Below are 24397 nucleotides of genomic sequence, written 5' to 3' on the forward strand. Positions count from 1 at the left end.
ATTTGAGGAATGGCAGTCACGTATCCAGTTAATAAAGCACTCGTGAAATTTTGCAGGACAGATCAGGATACAACTCTGGCAATAGTATCGTGAACAGGAATACCATTTTCAAAATCACCATATTGCTTCAAAAAACCGAGATGTGTTTCCCCAATTCCTAACCTTCTGCACCAGAAATAACGGCACAAATAGTCAACAGTAGAATATCCAACATTTTATGTTCCACTTTCCAGGCTTGTCTGTAATCAGGGATAATAGAAATATGTTCCATCAACTATTCAAGTTCCATTTTATTCTCCTTATTTATATAAAGAGTATTTGATCACATATAAGCTGTGAAAAACAATTTTAAGCAATGAAGTATCACTCAATTCTTGAACATAAAATACGAATTATTTAGTATAAAAAGTATGCTACTTATGTTCTCTCCTTGAGGTTGTACTACATACAAAATGCCTTTACCTGACTACCGTCTCAATAATAACCATTCAGCAGAATTCAAATATTAAATTATTTTACTGACTTTGTTTAAAATTATTTGATTCTTTATTAAAAAGCAGTTCAAGCTCCAGTAAATCTTTTTTTCTTTCTTTAATCCTTTTTGCAGGAATACCGAAGTAACAGCCCCAAGGTTTGGTAGATTTTGTCACCATCGTCATAGCTCCGACTGAACATCCTTCTTCAATTGTTACACCAGGAAATACTAATGAATTTGTACCAATTATGACATGCTTACCAATTACAACTTGCTTAATTATTTCCTTTTTAAATTTTTTGGGTATCGTAGGGTTAGTCATAGTACGCCCAGTATAATCATCTGATTGAGAAAAGACGTGGCAACCATATGCTAGTCCAGAGAAATCACCAAGTGTTACACCTTCTATACCTCCAGCAATATTGCAAAATGCCGCAATATGTACATTCTTTCCTACCGTAACTTTTCCGGATAATAGACAAAAATCATCAATTCTTGAGTTATCCCCAATTTCAATATTTTCAGAATTGTAAATTGAAGCCTTGCTGCTAATCTTTACATTTTTACCAATTTTTTTGAAACCTAATTCTTTAAGTTCTAAATCAGACAAAAATGACATAGTTCACCCCAATATATTAAAAATATAATTAATGCTTTTGAATAATAATTCAAGCATTAAATCCTAATAGTAGACTCAAAAAAACAACTACTAGATTAAAAATGTATGAAATCATAGAAATCTAAGTTACAATAAAATTATATCACTGAAGTATCATATGAAAAGCAAATGATTTATTACGAATAAAATGTAGCGTGCGCATAACGATCTTCAATATATATAAAGAAAAATTAGTAATGTCAATAGAATATTGAACCAAAAACGCATCTAAAAATACAATAGTCATTAACCACAAATAAAACATCACGAAATTGCATTCAACATATAATCATAACCAAAACAATTTCACAACATAAATTTTAATGCATATTTGACAAACAAGTTATCAATAACCAACCAAGCAACGGAATTAACCTCCAAATACTTTAAGATAAATATTTTTCTAATGTGTTATGGTACATTTTAATTATTTTATTTTCGTCAAATTTTCTAATAATATACTCTCTCCCTGCGTAGCCCATATTTATTCTTTCTTGTGACGTAAGCGCAATAAATTTACGCATTGCATTCGCTAAGCCAATGTGATCACGTACATTGCAAATAAATCCCGTTTCACCATCGACTACAACATCCTTGCAGCCTACGTTGTTAGTGGTGATTATTGGCTTGCGCATTGATGATGCTTCCATTAATGCTCGAGGTACTCCTTCTCTATAGAATGAAGGTAAAACTATACAATCAGCGCTCATTAGATGTGGTCTAATATCATTTTCTACACCTAAATACTCAACTATGCCTTTAAGTTGCCAATTTTCAATTTCTTGTCTTGTAATGGCACCAGGGTTATGACTATCACAAGCGCCTAACAATTGAAATCTAACATTGGGACACTCAGCTTTTAAAAGCTCGGCAGCATCAACATATACACCAACACCTTTTTCCCAGAGCATTCGGGCTACAAGAAGAAATATAATATTATCATCAGAATTTATCTGTTCCAAAACTTGTTTGGGGCTAAAATAATCAGTATCAACACCTTCACTTGCCAAAATGAATGATTTATTATTATTTATTATTCTTTTTCTTAAAAAGACATCCCTATCATCCTCATTCAAAAACCATACCTCTTTTGCAAAACGAAATGAAAACGCATATAGATGAGTAATGAACTTAGTTAGAAGTGTTTCTTTGTTAAATACAAAACCAAGTCCTGTAGTTATCGCTATAGATTTGCAATTAGTAATACCAGCCGCTATCGAGCCATAAATATTTAGTTTGATGGTATAATGAAAAATAAAGTCAGGCTTTATTTTCCTATATATTTTTATCAACTTCAACAACAGCATTAAATCTTTAAATGGATTTCTTCCTTGAGATGAAACAGAAATTGATTCAAAATGGCACCCTAAACTCTTGATTTTTTCTATATAATCGTCTGCTGGAGCAACGACAGTAACTTCATATCCTTTTGCAATTAAACTTTTTATCAATCCTTTCCGAAAATTATAGACTGACCAAAGTGTATTTGCCACAAGCAATATATGTTTACCATTTTTACGAGACATATTTAATCCTTATTTACTTAAACCATCCAGTAACAAATAAAATTTTAAAAATTACATCATCCATAAATTTTACTCTCTTTACACGCCTCGCAAGAACATACTTCAATCTACCTACTAAACTATCTTGGCATTCAACAAAATCTCTACTCATTGCATACGCTTCTTTTTTGTTATGTCTTAAACAGTATAAAGAAATCAACTCCATCTGAAACAATAAAAGATGGCTTCCATTTTTTTTATTTTTTTTAAATTGCCTTATTCTATTATGAAAAATATTTTTAAATCCTGATTTTATGCCTACAACATTATTATCATGCTGTCTATAACTGAGATAACTGTTGTGGTCATATATTAATATGCCGGATATTTTTGCCAGTATTAAAAAAAACCAATCATGCATAACAATCCGATTGGCAATATTTTCCTCTTCTAAATCTAAATCTAAATATAATTTACGTAAATATTGGTTGAAAACAAAAGTACAACCAGGCGCACAATTTTCAATCAATATATTATTCAGCGAAAAATCACTATGAGAATCATAACAACCTATATAATTCAATTTATCATCAACATAATTATACGAAGAGCAATAGCCTATTGCTGTATTTTGCTCATATTGTGCAATCTTAGTTGTTGCAGCAATCAATTTAAGGGGATCCCATACATCATCCTGATCACAAAAGGCGTAGTAATCATAATCCTCAACTTTCTTAACCAACCACAAAAAACTAGCTATAACCCCAACATTTTCACCTTCATACAAAAATATGGAGTGATTTTGCGACATATAGTTTTTAATAATTTCACATGTTGAATCAACAGAACCATCATCTCGTATATGAATATGCAAATCGAAATCTCTATAGCACTTTATTATCGACTCCAGTTGTTCTCTAATATATTTTTCACCATTATAACTCGATAATAAAATAGCCATTTTTTTTAATTTCATTTTTTTCCTATATCATCAGCATTAATTGTATTTCACATACTGAATAAAACTCAGGTTTTACTTATATCTGATATTATCCAAATCTACAGAACCGAGTATTCTTTTAAAATCTCAAGATGATAAATATTTATATAAAACATGATAAAGCATATGCCAACGACGACTAGTTTTGCAAAATTTTTTTGCTTGAAAAGGAGGACTAAGGATGGAAGTAATATTATCTCACTGATAGAAAAAAGTTCACTAACACGTAATGAAAAAACTGGCAGTGAAGATAAAACAATGAAAGCAAGCGGGGATAAAGAATAGATTTTTAAAAAAAGCACCCCCTTACCTATCAATAATTTTTCCCGAGCAATAACAAAAGAAAGTGTAACTATAAGCAGATGTAATATTTGCATTACAGAAAAAATATTAACAGGGACAAAATCAGCACCTTGACTTTGGTTAATATAATCACTGAACTTATATTGTACATAAGAAATAGGGATAAAATTTATTACAGTTAAAAAGTTCACCCCCAAATAATAAGACAAATACGCACCAAATAGCATTAAAAAATAAATAATGATGTATTTTCGGCTAACAGCATATGGATCAAACAATAAAACAACAAGAAATAATAATGCAGTTATATGGAATGTTGCTGCAAGAGAGATCAATATGACAAATTCTATGGCTTTTGTCTTTTTAGCATACTGCAATACCGAATATAAGACTATAGCACCTGCAACCCCAGCCCTTATCTGAGTCATATCTTGCAATAAAAAAGTATTAGAGTAATACACGAGCACTGATAGCAATAAAAAAGGTGAACATTTTTTAATTACATTATATTTTAATGAAATTGATATCAGCGCAAAAACGACAAAAACAATTAAATAGGCATTAAATGCATTGATTGCAATAAAACTCATCAATTTAAATGATGGCTCTATTGGAAATAATAAGTTATTTGCCGAATGAAAAATCAACATGATATAGTTTGCATAATCCCTATCGACAGACTCGCCGCGAAATGCACACATTAAAAACAAGAATATCATTATTGCTTTTAGCAAGAGTTTCTGCGCAGGAAGAAATGATAGTGCAGCGATGCTTATAAATATTGATAGGTATAAAAACATTACAATCTCATTTCACGATAAAATGGTTAATATAGCTTAACATTAGTTTTTAATTGCCAATATATTATCAAGAATTAGAGAAGTAACCTTTCCCCATTTTACCTGTTACACCATCTCTTATTGCAATCGCTAACAACTTGATTTTCTTTAATTTTGAAGATGCACTAAGTGTATGTACAATTATAAATAATGGTAACTTAAAAAACAAATATACACGATGATTGAATGATATTTTATTTTTACGAACTAGATATATTGAATTTCTCACTATGAAATAATGTCTAAAATCACTATGCATTATCACATTTTTCCCAAATACACGTTTCGCTTCATTTCCAATATTGTGCATCATGACAATGTTTGGCACTACATAAGATATTAACCCCATTTTCTTCGCACGTTCGCACCATTCAATATCGACAAAATCTATAAACAAAGACTCATCCATAACACCTATTTTTTCCAGGACTTCCATTCTAATCAAACTCCCTGAGGAAATTAGAAAATCAGTCTCTATCGGGTGTACGCCTTGGAGCAATGTTGTTTTCTGAAAAGGTTTTATATGGATTGCTCCTGTTATCTTTCCAGTTTTCTCATCCTTAAATGCTGGACCAAGTACAGCTACTTGTTTTCCGTCATTTATAAGAGAACGTTCACTCAACAGCAACGTATTAACCATATCTTCTGGAAGGATACTGTCTTGATCCAAAAATAAAATATGTGATGCCTTCGATTGCTTGGCATATTGAATTCCAATATTCTGAGCTTTTGCAATACCCAAATTGTTGTTTAAACGATAGAGCTCAATTTTATCTTCGTATGATTCAAACTCTGCATCAGGTATAATAAAACTCGGATCATCCGTGTTATCTACAAGTACAATTTTGTCAACTTGTACAATTGTTGTTCTTAATAATTCATGTACCCGATTAGTTTCCGGCCTGAAAAGAATCACAATCGCAATAATATACTTACCTTGTTCTATCATGTTTTTCCTATCACTAGTTAGATGCAATGTATTAAATCATACAACGGTCAATCCATTAGTAAAACTTAACCAAACCAACATAGATTATGTTATATGTAACTAGTTTACAATTTGCTATTACCAAAAAAAAATTCAATTTCTTGCAAGCAATTAATAACTCTATCTATTGATTTATTATGTTCAGCTACTATATGACTATAGACTCTATCTTTGGTCCTTTCTGCCCAATTAATTTGTTCTTCAGTAAAACCATAAGCTATCCCATAACGGTCGCTTTCATTAGGGTACCAGTCGTTCACACTTTGCTCTTCTGTTGGTACAACATATGATGGGCAACCACATAGAACAGAAAATATAGAATATGCAGTATAATCATCATAAGAAATAAATTTTTGTGCTCGTTTAAATATATTCGCTATTTGTTGATGTGTTAAACCATCAATTTTTATTGAATTTGGGGGATGAACTATTTTTTTGTCAGAACCTTTCCGAATAAGATAACAACATTCTATATCCCTTTCTTGACTTACTTTATTGTTGTATATCTGAATCGGGTAGTAAATTACCTTTAGCTCATTTGATGCTAAGCAAGATCCCTCATTATAAAAGTCATTAATCGCTGAGTTAAATTTAAAATAGAGTTCATTTTTTCCATAGTCCACAATATTAGTATGATATCCTGGCTGATGTAACAGCCACCTTACAACATTTTTTATTTTTAAAGGATTACCATTAATTATTTCAGGATAGATCACCACAGAATCTGACGGAAAATTATTTAGTTTTAGCCAAACAGGAGTATCCCACTCATTATTAGTTTTAAACTTAAATTTACCATAAAGCTCCCATTTTAATTTTGATAGAAACTTCCTAATTGTTCTGCTTCCATAATAAAATGGGTCTAATTTAACTAAATATGCATTATGAGTACTGTATTTGTTAATTATATGACATAACCGATGCAAAACCACAGAACCGCCGCTATTTTCATCATATGAGTTTGTATATATATATATATTCATTTATCAGTAATCTTTAATGAAATTTGTGAAACTCTTTTCGCTATCAACATACAGTGAACAATAGCAAACACAAGCCCTGCAAAGCCCACTAAAAATAGTTGTACAAATAAAATCCATTTAACACCATGCTCATATTGAAATTTCGTAGAAAACTTAAAATATATCAACTCTATCAAAAATAAAGGGATGATATATAAATATATAATCCGTAATCCTTTGATAAAGAACTTGGCAAAATTATACCCGCCCCATAATAAAAATAAAAAAGCAGAACTTACACCAAAGAAAATAGATGTTCCCTCTCCAAAATATTTTTTTGCAACAAAGATATTTACCGGGATTACGATAATACTAAATAGTGCATAGACAATAGTATGTTTCTTTAGTTCACCAAAGCTATATAACAGTAAAAACACAAAATTGGAATATATTGAAAATACTCCACCTATAAATAACCATGGTAAATAGTTGGCAGCTTTTACTGATAATGTTTCATTACCGCTCCATATAAATATAATATCCTTACTATAAAAAACCAAAAATGCACTTAGCGGTATTGTAACGATAAATATAAATATCAATGAATTGCTAAACAATTCAGAATATGCTTTTAAGTTTTTTTGATGATAATATCTTGTTAGCTTGGGTTGTAAATATTGATTTAGTGGGTCACTCAATATAGCTAATACACTTATTATTGATACCGCCACACTGTAAATGCCATATTCGGTCAATGTACTGTATTTGGTTAGTGCTAATTTATCTGATTGATTAACCAAAACCCATAAAATTGATAAAGTTGACAACTGTAACGCGAATCCTATTATTTTCTTAACTGATGTATCACTAAGTTCGATATTATTTTCTTTTGGTGGACATAATAATAATCCTGTTTTTCTTATTTTCTCACTACACAACACCATTAAAGCACAACTAATAGCCGATGAAATCAATTGCATCGAAAAATAAAACTCAATCCCTTCATTAAAGTATTTCATTAAAAATATCGTTAATGGTTGAGATAGTGTAATGCTGAATAAATTAATAGTTGTCAATGTAACTTGTGATTCGTTAGAAAGTAGTATGCTACGAGATGGCCCTTGCATATAACGTAATGCAAATATCCAAAACATCAATGTTGTACAAAAAACAACCACCCCTCTATCCAGTTGTGTATTTAGCCATGAAGCACTATACTGCTCACTTATCCACCAACCAATGATAGCTAATAAAAATGACACAACTAAAAAAAACATAACTATTTTTTTATATAGTATGTTAAATTTTTTATATGTTTCTTGATTTTTCCTAGAAATAATTGCTTCTCTAGTTATTACGCTTCCCAAGCCAGCATCCAAGATACTAAGGCAAGCCTGAAGAACTGTAAAAAATCCAATTAGACCATATGTCTCTAATCCAACTATATCTATCAGTATTGGAATAAGAATAATTGTAATTAATGCGGAATATATCCTTACGCTATATATGTAGGTTAAAATCTTAACTTGTTTATTCATAAACCATACTTCATAATATATGACTTCCTCCAGAGCATAAAGTGGTGGTTATAATACCACCACTTTATTTCAAGCATTTTTTTTAAAGAATTCAGTTATCTTTTCCGAAATATAGTTAACCTGCTTACTCTCCAACTCATAATACATTGGTAGTCTGAGCAAACAATCTGAAAATTTGTCACTATTTTTCAAATTAACCTTTTCATTTTGTTTAATATAGTATTCACTTTTATTTAATGATAGGTAATGAAAAACAGAATGTATTTTATTTTCTTTAAGGTAAGAGATAAGTTCAGAGCGTTTTTTAAGATCATGGCACAGTATATAAAACATATGTGCATTATTGGTTGCGTATTCCGGTATTTTAGGAAGTTGAATATATCCAGAACTAGCCAAATCATTTAGGTTACTATAGTATTCATTCCACAATTCCTTTCGTTTATTTTGAATGGTTTCAATATTCTCCAATTGTGCATAAAGATAAGCGGCTATTATATCCGATGGAAGAAAAGAAGAACCTATATCAACCCATCCATATTTATTGACTTCCCCCCTGAAGAAAGAGGCGCGATTAGTTCCTTTCTCTCTGATAATTTCTGCTCGATGAGAATATTCACCATCATTTAAAACAATTAATCCTCCTTCTCCTGATATTATATTTTTGGTCTCATGAAATGAAAATGTCCCAAATGTACCAATACTGCCTAGCGGTCTATCTTTATAATATGAATCAATTGCCTGGGCAGCATCCTCAACAATATGAATCCCGTATTCTTTAGCAATCTCTAAAAATCTATCCATATCGCATGCTACACCTGCATAGTGCACAACGATTATTGCTTTTGTTCTATTTGTGATAAGTTTACTCGCAGATTCTGGGTCCATATTTGGATTATCATCATAACTATCAGCAAAAATTATTTTTGCACCTCTGAGAGCAAAAGCATTTACAGTTGAAACAAAGGTATAAGCAGGTGCTATAACTTCATCGCCAGGCTTGATATCTAACAGAATTGCTGCCATTTCCAGCGCGTCTGTGCAGGAAGTAGTCAAAAGCGCTTTCTGAAATCCGTATTTTTCCTGAAAAAAATCATGACATTTTTTTGTAAAAATTCCATCACCTGAGATCTTACCATTCGACACAGCTTCTGAAATATATTTCAACTCATTTCCATGAAGATACGGTTTATTAAAAGGTATCATCTGCATTCCTTATTCTCCAAAAAAAAATCAGCATTTTTATCTTTATCCGATAGGATAAGTTCATTACTTTTTATTGGCCAGTCAATATTCAATATAGGATCATTCCATCTGATACAACCTTCGGCACTTGGCATGTAATAATTGGTCGTTTTATATAGAAATTCGGCCTCTTCACTAATTACTACAAAACCATGAGCAAAGCCTTCGGGTATCCATAATTGTTTTTTATTTCGCGCTGAAAGGAATACACCAACCCATTTACGGAATGTACTTGAGTCAGGACGTATATCAACAGCGACATCATAAACTTCACCTTTAACACAGCGAACTAATTTTGCCTGAGAATAAGGTTTAATTTGAAAATGCAATCCTCTTAAAACACCTTTAACTGATTTCGAATGGTTATCCTGAACAAATTCGACCTTACGCCCCACTGCCTCTTCGAATACTTTCTGATTAAAGCTTTCCATAAAGAAGCCACGTTCATCCCCAAAGACTTTTGGTTCAAAAATCAGCACATCAGGAATTTCAGTTTTAATTACATTCATTTTATTAATAACCTTTAATCATTTTGAGCAGATACTGACCATAAGCATTTTTCTTCAACGGTTCGGCTAATACTTTCACCTGCTCAGCATCAATAAACCCTTTACGATAAGCAATTTCTTCCGGGCAGGATACTTTTAATCCCTGACGCTCTTCAATTGTTGCAATGAAGTTACTTGCTTCAATAAGGCTTTGATGCGTCCCTGTATCCAGCCATGCATAGCCACGCCCCATCATAGCGACAGACAAACGTCCCTGTTCCATATAAATACGGTTAATATCGGTAATTTCCAGTTCGCCACGGGCAGAAGGCTTAAGGTTTTTCGCCATTTCCACAACGTCATTGTCATAGAAATAAAGCCCAGTAACCGCATAGTTACTTTTTGGTTCCAGCGGTTTTTCTTCCAGGCTAATTGCCGTACCGTTATTATCAAACTCCACCACACCATAGCGTTCAGGATCATTAACGTGATAAGCAAATACCGTTGCACCGCTTTCTTTGTTAACCGCAGCGTCCATTAATTTCGGCAAGTCGTGTCCATAGAAGATATTATCGCCAAGCACGAGTGCACAATCATCACCACCAATAAAGTCTTTACCAATGATAAACGCTTGCGCCAGGCCATCCGGACTCGGTTGTACTTTATACTGTAGATTAAGCCCCCACTGGCTCCCGTCCCCCAACAATTGTTGGAAACGCGGTGTATCCTGTGGCGTACTAATAATCAAAATATCGCGAATACCCGCCAGCATCAGTGTTGAGAGCGGGTAATAGATCATAGGCTTGTCATAAATAGGCAGGAGTTGTTTACTCACGGCCATAGTCACAGGATAAAGACGAGTGCCGGAACCACCAGCCAGAATAATACCTTTACGTGTTTTCATTTCACCATTCCTTTTAATTCATCCCGCTCTGGCATCATAAGCGAGATGCAAAAATTTGTTAAATTGCCGTAGTCGTAAATAATTCGTTGAGCATACGTTTCACGCCCACCTGCCAGTCAGGCAAGACAAGCGCAAAGTTCTGCTGAAACTTTTCTGTATTGAGGCGAGAGTTATGTGGTCGACGGGCTGGTGTGGGATAGGCCGTTGTTGGCACGGCGTTAAGTTTGTTAAGAGTAAGGTTGATCCCTGCTTTGCGTGCTTCTTCAAATACCAGAGCGGCATAATCGTGCCAGGTTGTTGTACCGCCAGCAACCAGATGGTACAACCCAGCAACTTCTGGTTTGTCTACTGCTACGCGAATGGCATGAGCGGTGCAATCAGCCAGCAATTCGGCACCTGTTGGTGCGCCAAACTGATCGTTTATCACAGCCAGTTCTTCGCGCTCTTTTGCCAAACGCAACATTGTTTTGGCAAAGTTATTTCCTTTACCTGCATATACCCAGCTGGTACGGAAAATAAGATACTTCGCGCAATGTTCTTGTAACGCTTTTTCTCCGGCTAGTTTAGTTTCACCATAAACATTCAAAGGTGCTGTTGCATCCGTCTCCTGCCACGGTATTTCACCTGTCCCCGGAAATACGTAGTCAGTAGAGTAGTGAATAACCCAAGCGCCGACTTCATTAGCTGCTTTTGCAATCGCTTCGACACTTGTCGCGTTAAGTAATTGTGCAAATTCCGGTTCTGATTCTGCTTTGTCTACTGCGGTGTGAGCGGCTGCGTTGACTATAACATCAGGCCGAATGCTTCTTACGGTTTCAGCTACACCTTCGGGATTACTAAAATCACCACAATAATCAGTGGAGTGAACATCAAGAGCAATCAGATTACCCAGCGGTGCCAGAGCACGTTGCAATTCCCAACCGACCTGCCCTGTTTTGCCGAATAGGAGGATATTCATTACTGGCGGCCCTCATAGTTCTGTTCAATCCACGATTGATAGGCGCCACTTTTCACATTATCAACCCATTTTGTATTGGACAGGTACCATTCCACTGTCTTTCGAATCCCGCTCTCAAACGTTTCTTGCGGTTCCCAGCCCAATTCACGGCTAATTTTATCGGCATCGATTGCATAACGGCGATCATGCCCTGGGCGATCAGCAACATAAGTAATTTGCTCACGATAAGATTTCTCTTTCGGTACTATCTCATCCAACAAATCACAAATAGTCAGCACAACATCGATGTTTTTCTTTTCGTTGTGTCCGCCAATGTTATAGGTTTCCCCCGCTTTACCTTCAGTAACTACGGTATACAACGCTCGAGCATGATCCTCTACATACAACCAGTCGCGGATCTGATCTCCTTTGCCATAAATAGGTAATGCCTTACCTTCCAGTGCATTAAGAATAACCAGTGGAATAAGCTTTTCCGGGAAATGATAAGGACCATAGTTGTTCGAGCAATTAGTCACAATTGTCGGTAAACCATAAGTACGTTTCCATGCGCGAACCAAATGATCGCTTGACGCTTTAGAAGCAGAATACGGACTACTTGGCGCGTATGCTGTCGTTTCCGTAAATAACGGCAACGTTTCATTGCTATTTACTTCATCCGGATGGGGTAAGTCACCATACACTTCATCAGTAGAAATATGATGAAAGCGGAAGTTTTTTTTCTTTTCATCATCCAGACCAGACCAATAATTGCGCGCTGCTTCTAAAAGTACGTAAGTTCCTACAATATTAGTTTCAATGAATGCCGCCGGGCCAGTTATTGAGCGGTCAACGTGGCTCTCAGCCGCCAGGTGCATCACCGCATCTGGCTGGTGTTGTGAAAAAATACGAGCCATCGCTGCGGCATCGCAGATATCTGCATGCTCAAATGAATAACGTTCAGAATCAGAAATTTCAGCGAGCGATTCCAGATTTCCGGCGTAGGTTAATTTATCGACATTAACAACACTATCTTGCGTATTATTTATTATGTGACGAACAACAGCAGAACCAATAAATCCTGCGCCACCAGTAACAAGTATCTTCACTTTTTTATTCCATATAGCCAGAGAGCATGCTGTGAAATAGACTGCTCCAGATTTGATTAATAGATGCATTAATGCACGCTACCGCCCCTGGCTTAACAGCTACCAGAGCACTGCGTACATTTCCACGATGTGACGAGCGTAACCCACTCGTGCCAAATCCGAAAAATTCAAACGCTAATTGTCTTACCAAACAGCTGTAGAAACAAGGAAAATCCTGGAAAAATTTGAACTATGATTGCAAGCTAACATACTGTTTTTATTATATTTATAAAAACAACAACGGCAGTGAGATTCAATGAGCAAAACTTATGCTACGAATCTTCACTGCCGTTTTTAATTACTTACTGACCGACACTTCCAGTCAGGAATTTGTTACTCGCTTAACAACTTCTCAATGCCTTTGCGGAACTTAGCGCCTTCCTTCAGGTTACGCAGTCCATACTTCACAAACGCTTGCATATAACCCATTTTCTTACCACAGTCGTAACTGTCCCCAGTCATCAGCATTGCGTCAACTGCTTGTTTTTTTGCCAACTCAGCAATGGCATCAGTCAACTGAATACGTCCCCATGCTCCAGGTTGAGTACGCTCCAGTTCAGGCCAAATATCGGCAGAAAGCACATAACGCCCTACAGCCATGATGTCTGAGTCCAGGGTCTGCGGCTGATCCGGTTTTTCGATAAATTCAACAATGCGGCTGACTTTGCCTTCGCGATCAAGCGGATCTTTGGTCTGGATGACGGAGTATTCAGAGAGATCGCCCGGCATGCGTTTTGCCAGAACCTGGCTGCGGCCAGTTTCGTTAAAGCGCGCAATCATTGCTGCCAGGTTGTAACGCAGCGGATCGGCACTGGCGTCGTCGATAACAACATCCGGCAGCACCACGACAAACGGGTTATCGCCAATGGCTGGTCTGGCACACAAAATAGAGTGGCCCAGACCTAAAGGTTCCCCCTGACGCACGTTCATAATGGTCACACCTGGCGGGCAGATAGATTGTACTTCCGCCAGCAGCTGGCGCTTCACGCGCAGTTCAAGGAGAGATTCTAATTCATAAGAGGTATCGAAGTGATTTTCGACTGCGTTCTTGGACGCATGAGTTACCAGGAGGATTTCTTTGATCCCTGCAGCCACAATCTCGTCAACAATGTACTGAATCATTGGCTTGTCGACGATCGGTAGCATCTCTTTAGGAATCGCCTTAGTTGCAGGCAACATATGCATCCCAAGACCCGCTACAGGAATAACTGCTTTTAAATTCGTCATTATTTCATCCACCTGTAAAATGGTTGCTGAATTATAGCTTGTTCGATTTTTTTCGCCAGCATCAATTCCCCTGAATTGATTACTGATTTACTTCCGATGTTACGCCGCTTCGCTCAAGATTGCAGTAGCGTTATTCCTAAGTATGGCTCTATTTTTCCAGGAATGGTCGCAAATCTACCTGCCCCGTTCCGGCAGCTTAAAGTTAATATTTTCCACATTAACGACATGGTGATTAATCCTGTCGATATCGACTGAACTTTGTCCTTTTTCATTCACCGCATGAACATTTACCAGCGACAGTAGCGTCTCGTTCTTTGCCATAAAGACACCACGAACGTCCTTTCGCAGGTCGAAATTCATGGTCAATGCCGGCCCCGCAGTGGATTCTTGCATTACGTTGATATTACGCATAAAAATGTGTTGCGGCTTGTTGTGAAGCTCCAGCGAAGAACGCTTTATTTCAATGTTGGTCAACGCCACGAATGAGACGGCATTCCCTGCGGAAATTTGGATTCCGCGCAATTTCCAGGCAATGTTAGTGTTATCAAGATGAATATTACTCAATCTGAAGTTTTGTGGTATTGAGAGATACTTACCTTTAATGACTCCGTAACCGATTAACATTCCGGCACTATTGGTCATTTCTATATTGTCAATAACAAAGTTATCACATCCATATATCGCTACCGTGGCGTTATCAATACCCGCTTTCTTGCTGAAAGCTGGCGTAATATTATGAGCCTTGATATTACAAATGATGAAGTGTTTGCCGTTCTCAACATGAATCAGTTGCCGACAATCCGATCCCGTAATATTCGCCACGACAAAGTTTTTAACCGACTGGTCTTCCGGGTAGTTATTATTGTAAGTACTTCCTGCCAGTCCTATGCCAATACCCCAGTTAATTTTGCCGTTAGTACAGTTGATGCGCTCGATGACATGGTCAGATATCAAAATGTCGCGATCATTGATTGCTACATTCCATTCAATAGCGTCGCCCTGTAAATCGCTGAACTTACAATTGGTGATGTTGGCACCGATAATCTGGTTATGAAATCCCTGGCGTAAAATGGCGTAATTAGCGTGGCTAACAGTCAGGTTATCGATAGTCAGGTTGCGCATGACACGTTTATTTTTGCCGCCGATATAAATCTGCGTTACCGGGCCAAAGCCGCTCATCGCCAACCCTTTAATGGTGCAGTCAGAACCGCGCACATCAAGGGTGATGTTATGCATACGGCCGCCCTCCTCCCCTGTCACCTGGCTGCCGTCCTGTAAGACAAATCGCCCTCTGCCGTTGCCGCGCAGGCTTCCAAGGATGTGTAACGTTTTGCCACGAGGAATGAAGATGCCGGTGTTGATATTGTCACAAACCAATCCGGCAGGCACGACGACCGTTTGCCCTTCGCTGAAAGCCTGTTTAAATGAGGCGATCCAGTCGTGTGGATTGTAGTCGTTGATATTAACGCTTTGTCGGGCAGGAAGTGCACGGGCGAAAGGGGTATGGAGGAAGGCAAGCGCCGAGCTTGCCGTCAGGAAGGTGCGTCGGGAGAGTTTTTTAAATGGCATGCGTTCTCCTCTATAAAGCTTGCAACAAGCTGGCGAGTTCTCGGTTAATCACCTGCTGGTTAAAATCGTGTTCGACTTTTTCGCGCGCGCGTTTGACGACCGGAGCCAGTTCGTCGGTGTCCAGTTGGCTAAACGCCGCCAGTCGTTGCGCCAGTGCGCGAGCATCGTTCTCAGGCACCAACCAGCCGGATTTATCGGCCTCCACCAGTTCCGGTATTCCGCTATGCAGAGTAGAAACAACCGGAATGCCGACCGCCATCGCTTCCATCAGCGCCACCGGAATGCCTTCCATATCGCCATCCGTACCCGTTACCGATGGCAGCAGGAAAACATCCGCGTCGTCGAGCATCGCCTTCACTTCGTGGCTCGGTTTAAAGCCCGGCATCTCCACCACATCTTCCAGTTGATATTGTTCGATGAGGGTACGCAGCCGTCGTTCCCACGGGCCAATGCCGAGAATGCGATAGCGAAATGCCACGCCCTGCTCTTTCAACTGACGGCAGGCTTCAATCGCCACGTGCAGGCCTTTTTTCTCGGTTAAGCGTGCGACGGAAATGATTTCCAGCGGTGTTGCGGGGGCTTTTACCGGACGCGGGCTAAAGCGCGTCATATCCACGCCCATGCGCGATACGGCGATTTTTTCCCTCGGGCAGCCCATTTTTTGCAGCCTTCCGGCCCACAGATCGCTGATCGGTAGCATCAGGTCGCCACGGCGGAACAATTGTTGATATTCGGGAGTGTAGTGGTTGAGCACTTCCCGACTGGAGATATCAATGCCATGGAAGATAGTCGCAATTTTGCCGCGAATGACACCCAGTTCGCGTAGTTTTGCTGCGGTTACCCCCGCTGGGCCAAAATGAGCGATAAAGACATCGGCATGAAACGGTGTTGCGACCTGGCCGCAAATGGCAGACAAAATCAGGTTCCGCGACTCTGCGCCATAGCGTTTGAGGTTAAGCGCCTGCCAGGTATTTTTACGATAAATGCCGCGTAAGGTCTGGCTGGCGCGATGACGCAGCTTCGCCACTTTGCCCGTAGGTTCGTCCTGTAACCAGCGGGTTCTGGCGGCAAGGTTATATTTCGTCCATGCCGAGTGGGTGTTCTGGGTGTCGCCTTTTTGCAGCGCGACAATCTCCACCTCAAATCCCATATCAATAAATGCAGTGATTTGGTTGAGAACGAAGGTTTCCGACGACAGCGGAAATTTCAGTAAAAAGAAGCCGACCTTCATTTCGCCTCCCCGATGCGCTCAAGCACAGATTGCACCATCTGCATTCCCGTCTGACGTTCGCGACTGACGGCTTCGTTAAGTCGCGCGTTCAGCGCCGGAAGCTGGCCTAAGGTATCCGCAACCATCGCTTGCAGGCTGTCGTCTAATAAATGACGGATATCAATTGCCATCTCTGGCAGTCCCAGCTGCTGCATAATCCCGGCGGATTTATGTTCGTAGTTGATGGCAATCGCCGGAGTGGCAAAGTTCATTGAGATAATGGCGGAGTGCAGGCGCGTACCGACGGTGAGTTCACAGGCACCAAGAATTTTGCCCAGTTCCAGATCGTTGAGTTCATCCATCACCACGTGGTAACGGGCAGGATCGCTGATGTGCTGGCGCAGATTGAGCGCCACCATGCGGTCGTCTTTGTTATAGCTGTCGATGCCCGTACAGGTGGAGAGAGCAATGACCTGATAGCCTTCGTCGAGAATGCGATTAACCACTCCGGCAAAAGCTTTTTCATACGCTTGCTGAGTGGTGCCGAGACGTTTGTCGAACGGTGACAGTTCGCGCAGGGTAATTGCCACCGTTTTCTGTTGTGCGGCAACGTCCAGCCAGTGTTGAACAGCATAGCTGGCAGTGAAGTCTTCTGTGTGGTGATCGACCAGCCACGCGGTATCGACGCCATGTTCAACTTTTGCGGTAGTGATATTGCTGCGTTTCATCAGTTCAAGACTGACCGATTCGCGCAGGATCAGCGCGTCGCAGTGACCAAAGACGTAGTTCGCCAGTTGGTTAAATTGCTCATCCTGGAATGGACCGACGCTATGACCAATCATAAACAGCGGCTTTTTTGCCATAAACGTGCAAAGTGCGTGTTCAAACTGCGGCACGCCGTAGAGATCGACAAAAAACGATCCGCCGACCTGGATAATGGCGTCGTAACCTGACAGCAGGCGCACGAAGTCGGTGAATCCCTGCGCGATAGCGATATTACGCAGCTTGCCAGTGTCGGTCACACGGGAAAGCAATACCTGATGCTGGTAGCGGCGACGGAGGACTTTTTTAACGCGCCCGACAACGCCCGCCGCGCTGTTGTGTTGTTTCATTTGCAGGAACAGCGGATCGCCCATTACCGGGCGATTGAGCAGCCAGGAAGAACTGACCGGATAGCGGCTCATCACGTCCACTTCGGCGTGTGGATTTAGGATGTTGATGGCATCAAGTAAGCCGCGCAGGATGGCGCTGTCACCGCGATTGCCGCAAGTGTGGTTGCCCAGAATAAGTAATTTCATTTTTTCCTCATAAATTAGACGCCAGGTGAGGCTGTGCTTGTTGTGTTCGTTGCCGCTTTTTACCTGATGCGACGCTGGTGCGTCTTATCAGGCCTACAGGTCCCGAGCACAGAACCGTAGGCCGGATAAGGCGTTTACGCCGCATCCGGCAACCGTTATCGGAACCGAAAACAACAACTCACCCCGCCCGTAAAAGCATTTTCATTTTTTCGCTGCGACAAAACTGACGCTTCACTTCCACCACCAGCGGATGGCGCGACAGCACAAACATCACCACAAACGCCAGCACGCCCGCGGCTATTTGCACCGCCAGCAGCATCCCCAGCGCCAGTTGTGCTTTCAGCAATACGCCCAGCGCATAACTGACCACCAGCGTCGGCAGCGAGAGATAAAACGGCAGCCACAAACTCAGGATGTACTGGCGATAACTGGAACCAAGAACCGGTTTAATCATCACGAAGTAACTCAGAATGGTGTTGATAATCTGCACCAGCAGGAAACCGAGCGTGACGCCGATCGCGCCCGCCATCTGCCCACCAATAACAATCGACGGAATAAACAGAAAGGTTTTGAATACGTTGAATTTAAAGCTGATATCGACCCGCGCTTTCGCCATCAGCAGCGAACCAATCGGGTTACCCACGGAGCGCAGAAGCCCCACAATACACAGCAATTGCAGTACCGGAATAATGCTGTTCCACTTTTCACCAAAGACCAGCGGTACAAAGTTATTCGACACCACCATCAGCCCGAGCAGCGCCGGAAAGTTGATAATCCCCACCACCGACAGCAGCTTGTAGAAGTTAATGCGCAGCTTTTCGGTGTCGTCCTGAATTTTGGCAAATGCCGGAAACAACACGCGGGTAATGATTGGGTTCAGCTTCATCGGCGGCACAACGGCCACGTTGTACGCCAGGTTGTATCCCCCTGCCACGCCCGCGCCAAGAATACGCGCCAGCACCAGCGTCGAAAGGTTGGTGTTGAGATAGTTGATGATGCTGTCCGCCGTCAGCCAGGCACCAAAGCGTAAGTTCGGTGCCACCGACGCCAGCGAGAAATGCAGACCGGGGCGATAAATTTTGCGACCAAAGTAGCCAAACAGCAGCGTTCTTACCGCACTATTGACCAGATAACCGAGGATCGCGGTCATCGCCAGCGGCCAGAAATGGGCGCTAACCACCGTAAAAGTGAAGCCCGCCAGCACCGCGCTGGTTTCGATCATGCCGATTTTGTTGAACTCCAGCTCCTTCTGCATCAACGCGCGGAACTGCTGCCCGTGGGGGATCACCACAAACGCCAGCGACAATGTTTTAATCAACGGTGCCAGGTCCGGGTTATTCAGCACGTCACCAATGGCATCACTCAACAAAAACACCGCCACGCACACCACGATCCCCAGCCCGACGTTCAGCCAGTACAGCGTGGTGAGTTCCAGGTGGCTGATTTCTTTTCGCTGAATAATCGAGTTAGCGATACCGAAGTCAGAAAGCGTATCTGCCAGCGCGATGATCACCAGCGACACAGTAAGCAAACCGAACTGGTGGTTGTCGATAATCCGCGCCAGCACGGTCATCTGCACCAGCCCGAGGCCGATAATGATCACCGTGGCAATCGCCGACCACTTTGCGCCGCTGATGGTTTTTTCACGTAAGCTCATATCAATATGCCGCTTTGTTAACGAAGCCTTTGAATACCGTCAGGAAAACGATTTTGATATCGAACCAGACGCTCCATTCGCGGATGTACTCAAGGTCGAACTCGACGCGTTTTTCCATTTTCTCCAGCGTGTCGGTTTCGCCGCGCCAGCCATTAATCTGCGCCCAGCCAGTAATGCCCGGTTTCACCTTATGGCGCAGCATGTAGCCTTCAATGAGCTGGCGATATTGTTCGTTATGCGCCACCGCGTGCGGACGTGGACCCACAATCGACATCCCCCCGGTCAGCACATTGATAAACTGCGGCAATTCGTCCAGCGAGGTGCGACGCAGAAAGTTCCCCACTTTGGTGACGCGCGGATCGTTCTGCGTCGCCTGGGTCACCACTTTGTCGTTCTCCATCACTTTCATGGAACGGAACTTCCACACTTTGATCGGCTTGCCATCCATGCCGTAGCGAGTCTGGCGGAAAATAACCGGTCCTGGTGAACTGAGTTTTACCGCTAGCGCAATACAGCACAGCACCGGGGAGATCAGCAGCAAGATCAGCGTCGCCAACACAATATCTTCCGCACGTTTGAGCAGACGGTTAACCCCGGAAAGCGGCGTGTCGTATAGCGGCACCACCGGAACGCCGTTCATCTCTTCGATACGGGAATGAAGAATATTGAAGGTAAAAACATCGGGGATGAGCAGCACCGAACAGGTGGTATCCGCCAGTTGATGGACCAGTTTTTTCACGCGCGCGCCGTCGCACATTTGCATCGCAATATAGACGTTATGAATCTTGCCCGCTTTCGCATCCTCGACCAGCTGTTGCAGATTGCCCGCCCAGTCGTTAGAAACGCCGCCTGGTTTCGGGTCGTGGTATACGCCCACCACTTCAAACCCTAACCACGGCTGATTACGGAAGCTCTCCATCAGCATTTGTCCGGCGGCTAAATCCCCCGCCACCGCGACCATGCGCTTGTTATAGCCATGGTTACGCAGCCAGCCCGCCCCAATGCGAATACACGAACGGCAAACCACCAGTCCGATACTTGTCAGCGCATACCACGCCAGCCAGATTTTCAGTTGCGTGTCGAAATCATTATTGAACGCCACCAGTCCGGCGCTGAAAATCACGCTTAAGGTCCAGTTTTGTAGCAACAGGGCAAATTCTGTCGCTGCCCGAACACCGCGCCATGAGCGATAAAAATCGGTGATGCCGCCCAGCATCTGGAACACCACCAGCGTAATCAGCGCCACCAACAGGTGCATGTAGAGGAATGACAGTCCGCTGACTTCGCAAACCAGCCATAGTCCGGCAAACATGATGGTGATATCTGAAAAGCGTTGCACCATAGAGATTAACGATGCATTGGTTTTCGCTCGCTCGCGCTTTTTTAGATTTGTCATCGTTGTTCCTGTTATTAGCCCCTTACCCGCAATGGGGTAAGGGAAGATCCGACATTACTCGTTCAGCAACGTCAGCAGAGTTCGCGTTCGCGCTTCCATCAGCGGCACATCACCGCGCGATTCCACATTCAGGCGCACCACCGGTTCGGTGTTGGAAGAGCGCAGGTTAAAGCGCCAGTCGGCAAAGATCATGCTGATGCCATCGGTACGATCCACTGCCAGCGCCTCACGGCTAAAGTGCTGTTCGACGCGGTTAATCGCCTCAACGGGTTGCGCCAGTTTGCTGTTGATCTCACCGCTTGCCGGAAACGCAGCCATCCGGTCGCGCACCAGTTCGCCCAGCGTTTTCTCTTTCAGGCACACCAGTTCGGCGACCAGCAGCCACGGGATCATGCCGCTGTCGCAGTAAGCAAAATCACGGAAGTAGTGGTGGGCGCTCATTTCGCCACCGTAGATGGCGTCTTCCTTGCGCATACGTTCTTTAATAAAGGCGTGTCCGGTTTTCGACATCACCGGCGTGCCGCCTGCGGCAGTCACCACATCAACGGTGTTCCAGGAAAGACGGGGATCGTGGATGATCTTCGCGCCGGGATTTTTTTCGAGGAACGCTTCTGCCAGCAGGCCGACAATGTAGTAGCCCTCGATAAACTGCCCTTTTTCGTCAAACAGGAAACAGCGGTCAAAATCGCCATCAAAAGCAATGCCCATATCTGCGCCGTGTTTAATGACTGCATTGCGAGTGTCGTCGCGGCATTCCGGCAGCAGCGGGTTAGGAATACCGTTGGGGAAATTGCCGTCCGGCGTGTTGTGCACTTTGATTAATTCCACAGGCGCGCCGAGGGCTTTAAAGCGGGCTTCAATGGCGTCCACCACCGGACCCGCTGCGCCATTCCCGGAGTTAATCACCAGCTTGAGCGGCATGAGGTTTTTGACGTTGATATAACCGAACAGGTGATCAACGTAAGCGTCACGCAGATTGATTTGCTGATAGCGACCACGTTTGGTTTCATCGACGGGAGGAAAGGCGTTGGCTTCTGCCAGGCGCTGGACGTCGCGCAGTCCGGTATCACCGCTGATCGGGCGAGCCCCCTCGCGCACCAACTTCATGCCGTTATAATCCATCGGATTATGGCTGGCAGTAACTTCGATGCCGCCATCCACACCGAGATGGAATGTGGCGAAATAGATCTCTTCGGTGCCGGACATGCCAATATCCAGCACGTCGACGCCCGCATCCTGTAAACCTTTCGCCAGCGCCAGTTTTAAGGTTTCGCTGGTGAGGCGGACATCACCGCCTAACACAATGGTTTTCGGTTTGAGAAATTCGCCATAGGCGCGACCAATGCGCCAGGCAATATCTTCATTCAGTTCTTCGCCTAATTTTCCGCGAATATCATAGGCTTTAAAGCAGGTTAATTTTTTCATGTCGTTACCCTTTTTCAGGCAATAGTTAGCCCTGACCGAAGCGGTCAATTTTGTTTTTGTCGTTATTTACATCGTGGTTTCGCATTCATTGCCTGATGCGACGCTGCCGCGTCTTATCAGGCCTACAAATCCGAGCCGTAGGTCGGATAAGGCGCTTACGCCACATCCGACAAACTGCGCCTGATGCGACGTTTACACCCGTCCGTAGCGATCCGCGAAGCGCACCACATCATCCTCTTCGAGATAAGAGCCGGAGCGCACTTCAATTAAATCGAGCGGAATTTTCCCCGGGTTTTCCAGGCAGTGCGTCGCCCCCAGCGGAATATAAATGGACTCGTTTTCACCAAGCAGTTTGATATCACCGTTGATGGTGACTTTTGCCGTTCCCGCGACCACTACCCAGTGTTCCGCGCGGTGATGGTGCATTTGTACCGACAAGCCCTCACCCGGTTTCACGGTGATGCGTTTCACCTGGTAGCGATCGCCCGCGTCGATAGAGTCATATTTACCCCACGGGCGATACACTTCGCGATGCACCCGATGCTCATGGCGACCATCGGCTTTGATCTGCTCGACCACTTTTTTCACATCCTGCACCGCATTACGGTCGGCAATCAGCACTGCATCTTTGGTCTGTACTACCACCAAATCTTTCACCCCGACGGTAGTGACCAGGCCAGATTCGGCATACACATAGCTGTTTTCAGTTTTGTGATTAATCACATCGCCGTGGCAAACATTGCCTTCCGCAGTGTGAGCGCTGATCTCCCATAAAGAGGACCAGGAACCGACATCGCTCCAGCCCGCATCCATCGGCACCACAACGGCGTCTGCCGTACGTTCCATGACCGCGTAATCCACCGACTCTTCCGGGCAGGCGAGAAACGCTTCTTCATCCACGCGAATAAAATCGAGATCCGGATCGACGGCGCTCATCGCTTTTTCACAGGCATCGAGAATATCCGGGCGATATTTTTTCAGTTCTTCGAGATAGCGTCCGGCGCGGAACAGGAACATACCGCTGTTCCAGTAATATTCGCCGCTTGCCACATAGGCCTGAGCGGTTTCCAGATTCGGTTTTTCGACAAACTGCGCCACTGCAAAGGCCACCGTATCCTGCTCACCCGCCGACACTTCACCGCGACGAATATAGCCATATCCGGTTTCTGGTAGATCCGGCACAATGCCGAAAGTCACCAGTTTGCCCGCTTCGGCATACGGCATGGCGTTACGCACGGCGGCGCGAAAAGCATCTTCATCGGCAATCACATGATCCGCCGCCAGCACCAGCATTAATGGGTCGCTCTCCGGGCTATGACGTTTTGCCGCCAGCGCCGCCAGCGCAATGGCTGGTGCAGTGTTTCGCCCTGCCGGTTCGAGAATAATGTTCTCGGTGAGTTTGTTCAGTTGACGTAGCTGTTCCGCGACAATAAAGCGGTGCTGCTCATTGCAAATCACCACCGGGCTTTCGCACTCCACGCCGTTCAGGCGGCAGATAGTGGTTTGCAGCATGGTGAGATCGCCTTTCAGGCATAAAAACTGCTTGGGGTAAAGTACGCGGGAAAGCGGCCATAAGCGGCTACCGGAGCCACCTGCCATCACAACTGGATAGAGTTTCGACTGCGCCATAA

General features: G+C 42.7%; 20 protein-coding genes and 1 pseudogene. All 21 read right to left on the reverse strand.

Annotation, left to right across the window (positions count from 1 at the left end; all coding sequences use genetic code 11):
- Positions 1-271: pseudogene (locus FEK50_RS05245) on the reverse strand (transposase family protein); the annotation flags it as partial.
- A gap of 244 nt (positions 272-515) precedes the next feature.
- Positions 516-1094, reverse strand: coding sequence for an acyltransferase (locus FEK50_RS05250; RefSeq protein ID WP_131161394.1), 579 nt, complete (start codon positions 1092-1094; stop codon positions 516-518).
- A 425-nt stretch (positions 1095-1519) separates the two neighbouring features.
- Positions 1520-2659, reverse strand: coding sequence for a glycosyltransferase family 4 protein (locus tag FEK50_RS05255; RefSeq protein ID WP_130206893.1), 1140 nt, complete (start codon positions 2657-2659; stop codon positions 1520-1522).
- A 13-nt stretch (positions 2660-2672) separates the two neighbouring features.
- Positions 2673-3614 carry a glycosyltransferase gene (locus FEK50_RS05260; RefSeq protein WP_131161395.1) on the reverse strand — a complete coding sequence of 314 codons (942 nt, stop codon included), beginning with the start codon at positions 3612-3614 and terminating at the stop codon, positions 2673-2675.
- A gap of 83 nt (positions 3615-3697) precedes the next feature.
- Positions 3698-4741 carry an EpsG family protein gene (locus tag FEK50_RS05265; protein WP_131161396.1) on the reverse strand — a complete coding sequence of 348 codons (1044 nt, stop codon included), beginning with the start codon at positions 4739-4741 and terminating at the stop codon, positions 3698-3700.
- 67 nt (positions 4742-4808) lie between these two features.
- Positions 4809-5729: a glycosyltransferase family 2 protein gene (locus FEK50_RS05270; RefSeq protein ID WP_130206899.1), complete on the reverse strand. Its 921-nt coding sequence runs from the start codon at positions 5727-5729 to the stop codon at positions 4809-4811.
- Between the two features lie 104 nt (positions 5730-5833).
- The gene (locus FEK50_RS05275) at positions 5834-6751 is read right to left on the reverse strand and encodes a WavQ (protein WP_130206901.1); all 918 of its coding nucleotides are present in this window, start codon (positions 6749-6751) and stop codon (positions 5834-5836) included.
- Complete coding sequence (locus FEK50_RS05280) at positions 6748-8268, reverse strand: oligosaccharide flippase family protein (RefSeq protein WP_131161397.1); 1521 nt, start codon at positions 8266-8268, stop codon at positions 6748-6750. Before FEK50_RS05280 ends, FEK50_RS05275 begins: the two co-directional genes overlap by 4 nt.
- 69 nt (positions 8269-8337) lie before the next feature.
- Positions 8338-9471, reverse strand: coding sequence for a dTDP-4-amino-4,6-dideoxygalactose transaminase (gene rffA / locus FEK50_RS05285; RefSeq protein WP_130206905.1), 1134 nt, complete (start codon positions 9469-9471; stop codon positions 8338-8340).
- Entirely contained in the window at positions 9468-10019 is a 552-nt protein-coding gene (gene rfbC, locus FEK50_RS05290) for a dTDP-4-dehydrorhamnose 3,5-epimerase (RefSeq protein ID WP_131161398.1), read from the reverse strand. Before rfbC ends, rffA begins: the two co-directional genes overlap by 4 nt.
- A 4-nt stretch (positions 10020-10023) precedes the next feature.
- Positions 10024-10902 carry a glucose-1-phosphate thymidylyltransferase RfbA gene (gene rfbA / locus FEK50_RS05295; RefSeq protein ID WP_131161399.1) on the reverse strand — a complete coding sequence of 293 codons (879 nt, stop codon included), beginning with the start codon at positions 10900-10902 and terminating at the stop codon, positions 10024-10026.
- A gap of 58 nt (positions 10903-10960) precedes the next feature.
- Positions 10961-11860 (reverse strand): dTDP-4-dehydrorhamnose reductase, encoded by a 900-nt coding sequence (gene rfbD / locus FEK50_RS05300; protein ID WP_131161400.1) that lies wholly within the window; start codon positions 11858-11860, stop codon positions 10961-10963.
- A complete protein-coding gene (gene rfbB, locus FEK50_RS05305; RefSeq protein WP_131161401.1) occupies positions 11860-12945 on the reverse strand; it encodes a dTDP-glucose 4,6-dehydratase in 1086 nt (361 codons plus the stop codon). The genes rfbD and rfbB overlap by 1 nt, the downstream gene beginning before the upstream one ends.
- A gap of 372 nt (positions 12946-13317) precedes the next feature.
- A complete protein-coding gene (gene galF / locus FEK50_RS05310) occupies positions 13318-14211 on the reverse strand; it encodes a UTP--glucose-1-phosphate uridylyltransferase GalF (protein WP_000183029.1) in 894 nt (297 codons plus the stop codon).
- A 174-nt stretch (positions 14212-14385) separates the two neighbouring features.
- A complete protein-coding gene (gene wcaM, locus FEK50_RS05315) occupies positions 14386-15780 on the reverse strand; it encodes a colanic acid biosynthesis protein WcaM (protein ID WP_131161402.1) in 1395 nt (464 codons plus the stop codon).
- Positions 15781-15790: 10 nt separating this feature from the next.
- Positions 15791-17011, reverse strand: coding sequence for a colanic acid biosynthesis glycosyltransferase WcaL (gene wcaL / locus FEK50_RS05320; protein WP_131161403.1), 1221 nt, complete (start codon positions 17009-17011; stop codon positions 15791-15793).
- Positions 17008-18288, reverse strand: coding sequence for a colanic acid biosynthesis pyruvyl transferase WcaK (wcaK, locus tag FEK50_RS05325; protein ID WP_131161404.1), 1281 nt, complete (start codon positions 18286-18288; stop codon positions 17008-17010). The genes wcaL and wcaK overlap by 4 nt, the downstream gene beginning before the upstream one ends.
- A 178-nt stretch (positions 18289-18466) precedes the next feature.
- Complete coding sequence (gene wzxC, locus FEK50_RS05330; protein ID WP_131161405.1) at positions 18467-19945, reverse strand: colanic acid undecaprenyl disphosphate flippase WzxC; 1479 nt, start codon at positions 19943-19945, stop codon at positions 18467-18469.
- A gap of 1 nt (position 19946) precedes the next feature.
- Positions 19947-21341, reverse strand: a complete 1395-nt coding sequence (gene wcaJ, locus FEK50_RS05335; protein WP_025670468.1) for an undecaprenyl-phosphate glucose phosphotransferase — start codon at positions 21339-21341, stop codon at positions 19947-19949.
- Between the two features lie 54 nt (positions 21342-21395).
- The gene (cpsG, locus tag FEK50_RS05340) at positions 21396-22766 is read right to left on the reverse strand and encodes a colanic acid biosynthesis phosphomannomutase CpsG (RefSeq protein WP_131161406.1); all 1371 of its coding nucleotides are present in this window, start codon (positions 22764-22766) and stop codon (positions 21396-21398) included.
- Positions 22767-22958: 192 nt separating this feature from the next.
- Positions 22959-24395: a mannose-1-phosphate guanyltransferase gene (cpsB, locus tag FEK50_RS05345; protein WP_130260003.1), complete on the reverse strand. Its 1437-nt coding sequence runs from the start codon at positions 24393-24395 to the stop codon at positions 22959-22961.
- Positions 24396-24397 lie beyond the last annotated feature (2 nt).

It is taken from the genome of Escherichia sp. E2586 (assembly GCF_005781105.1).
Classification (GTDB): domain Bacteria; phylum Pseudomonadota; class Gammaproteobacteria; order Enterobacterales; family Enterobacteriaceae; genus Escherichia.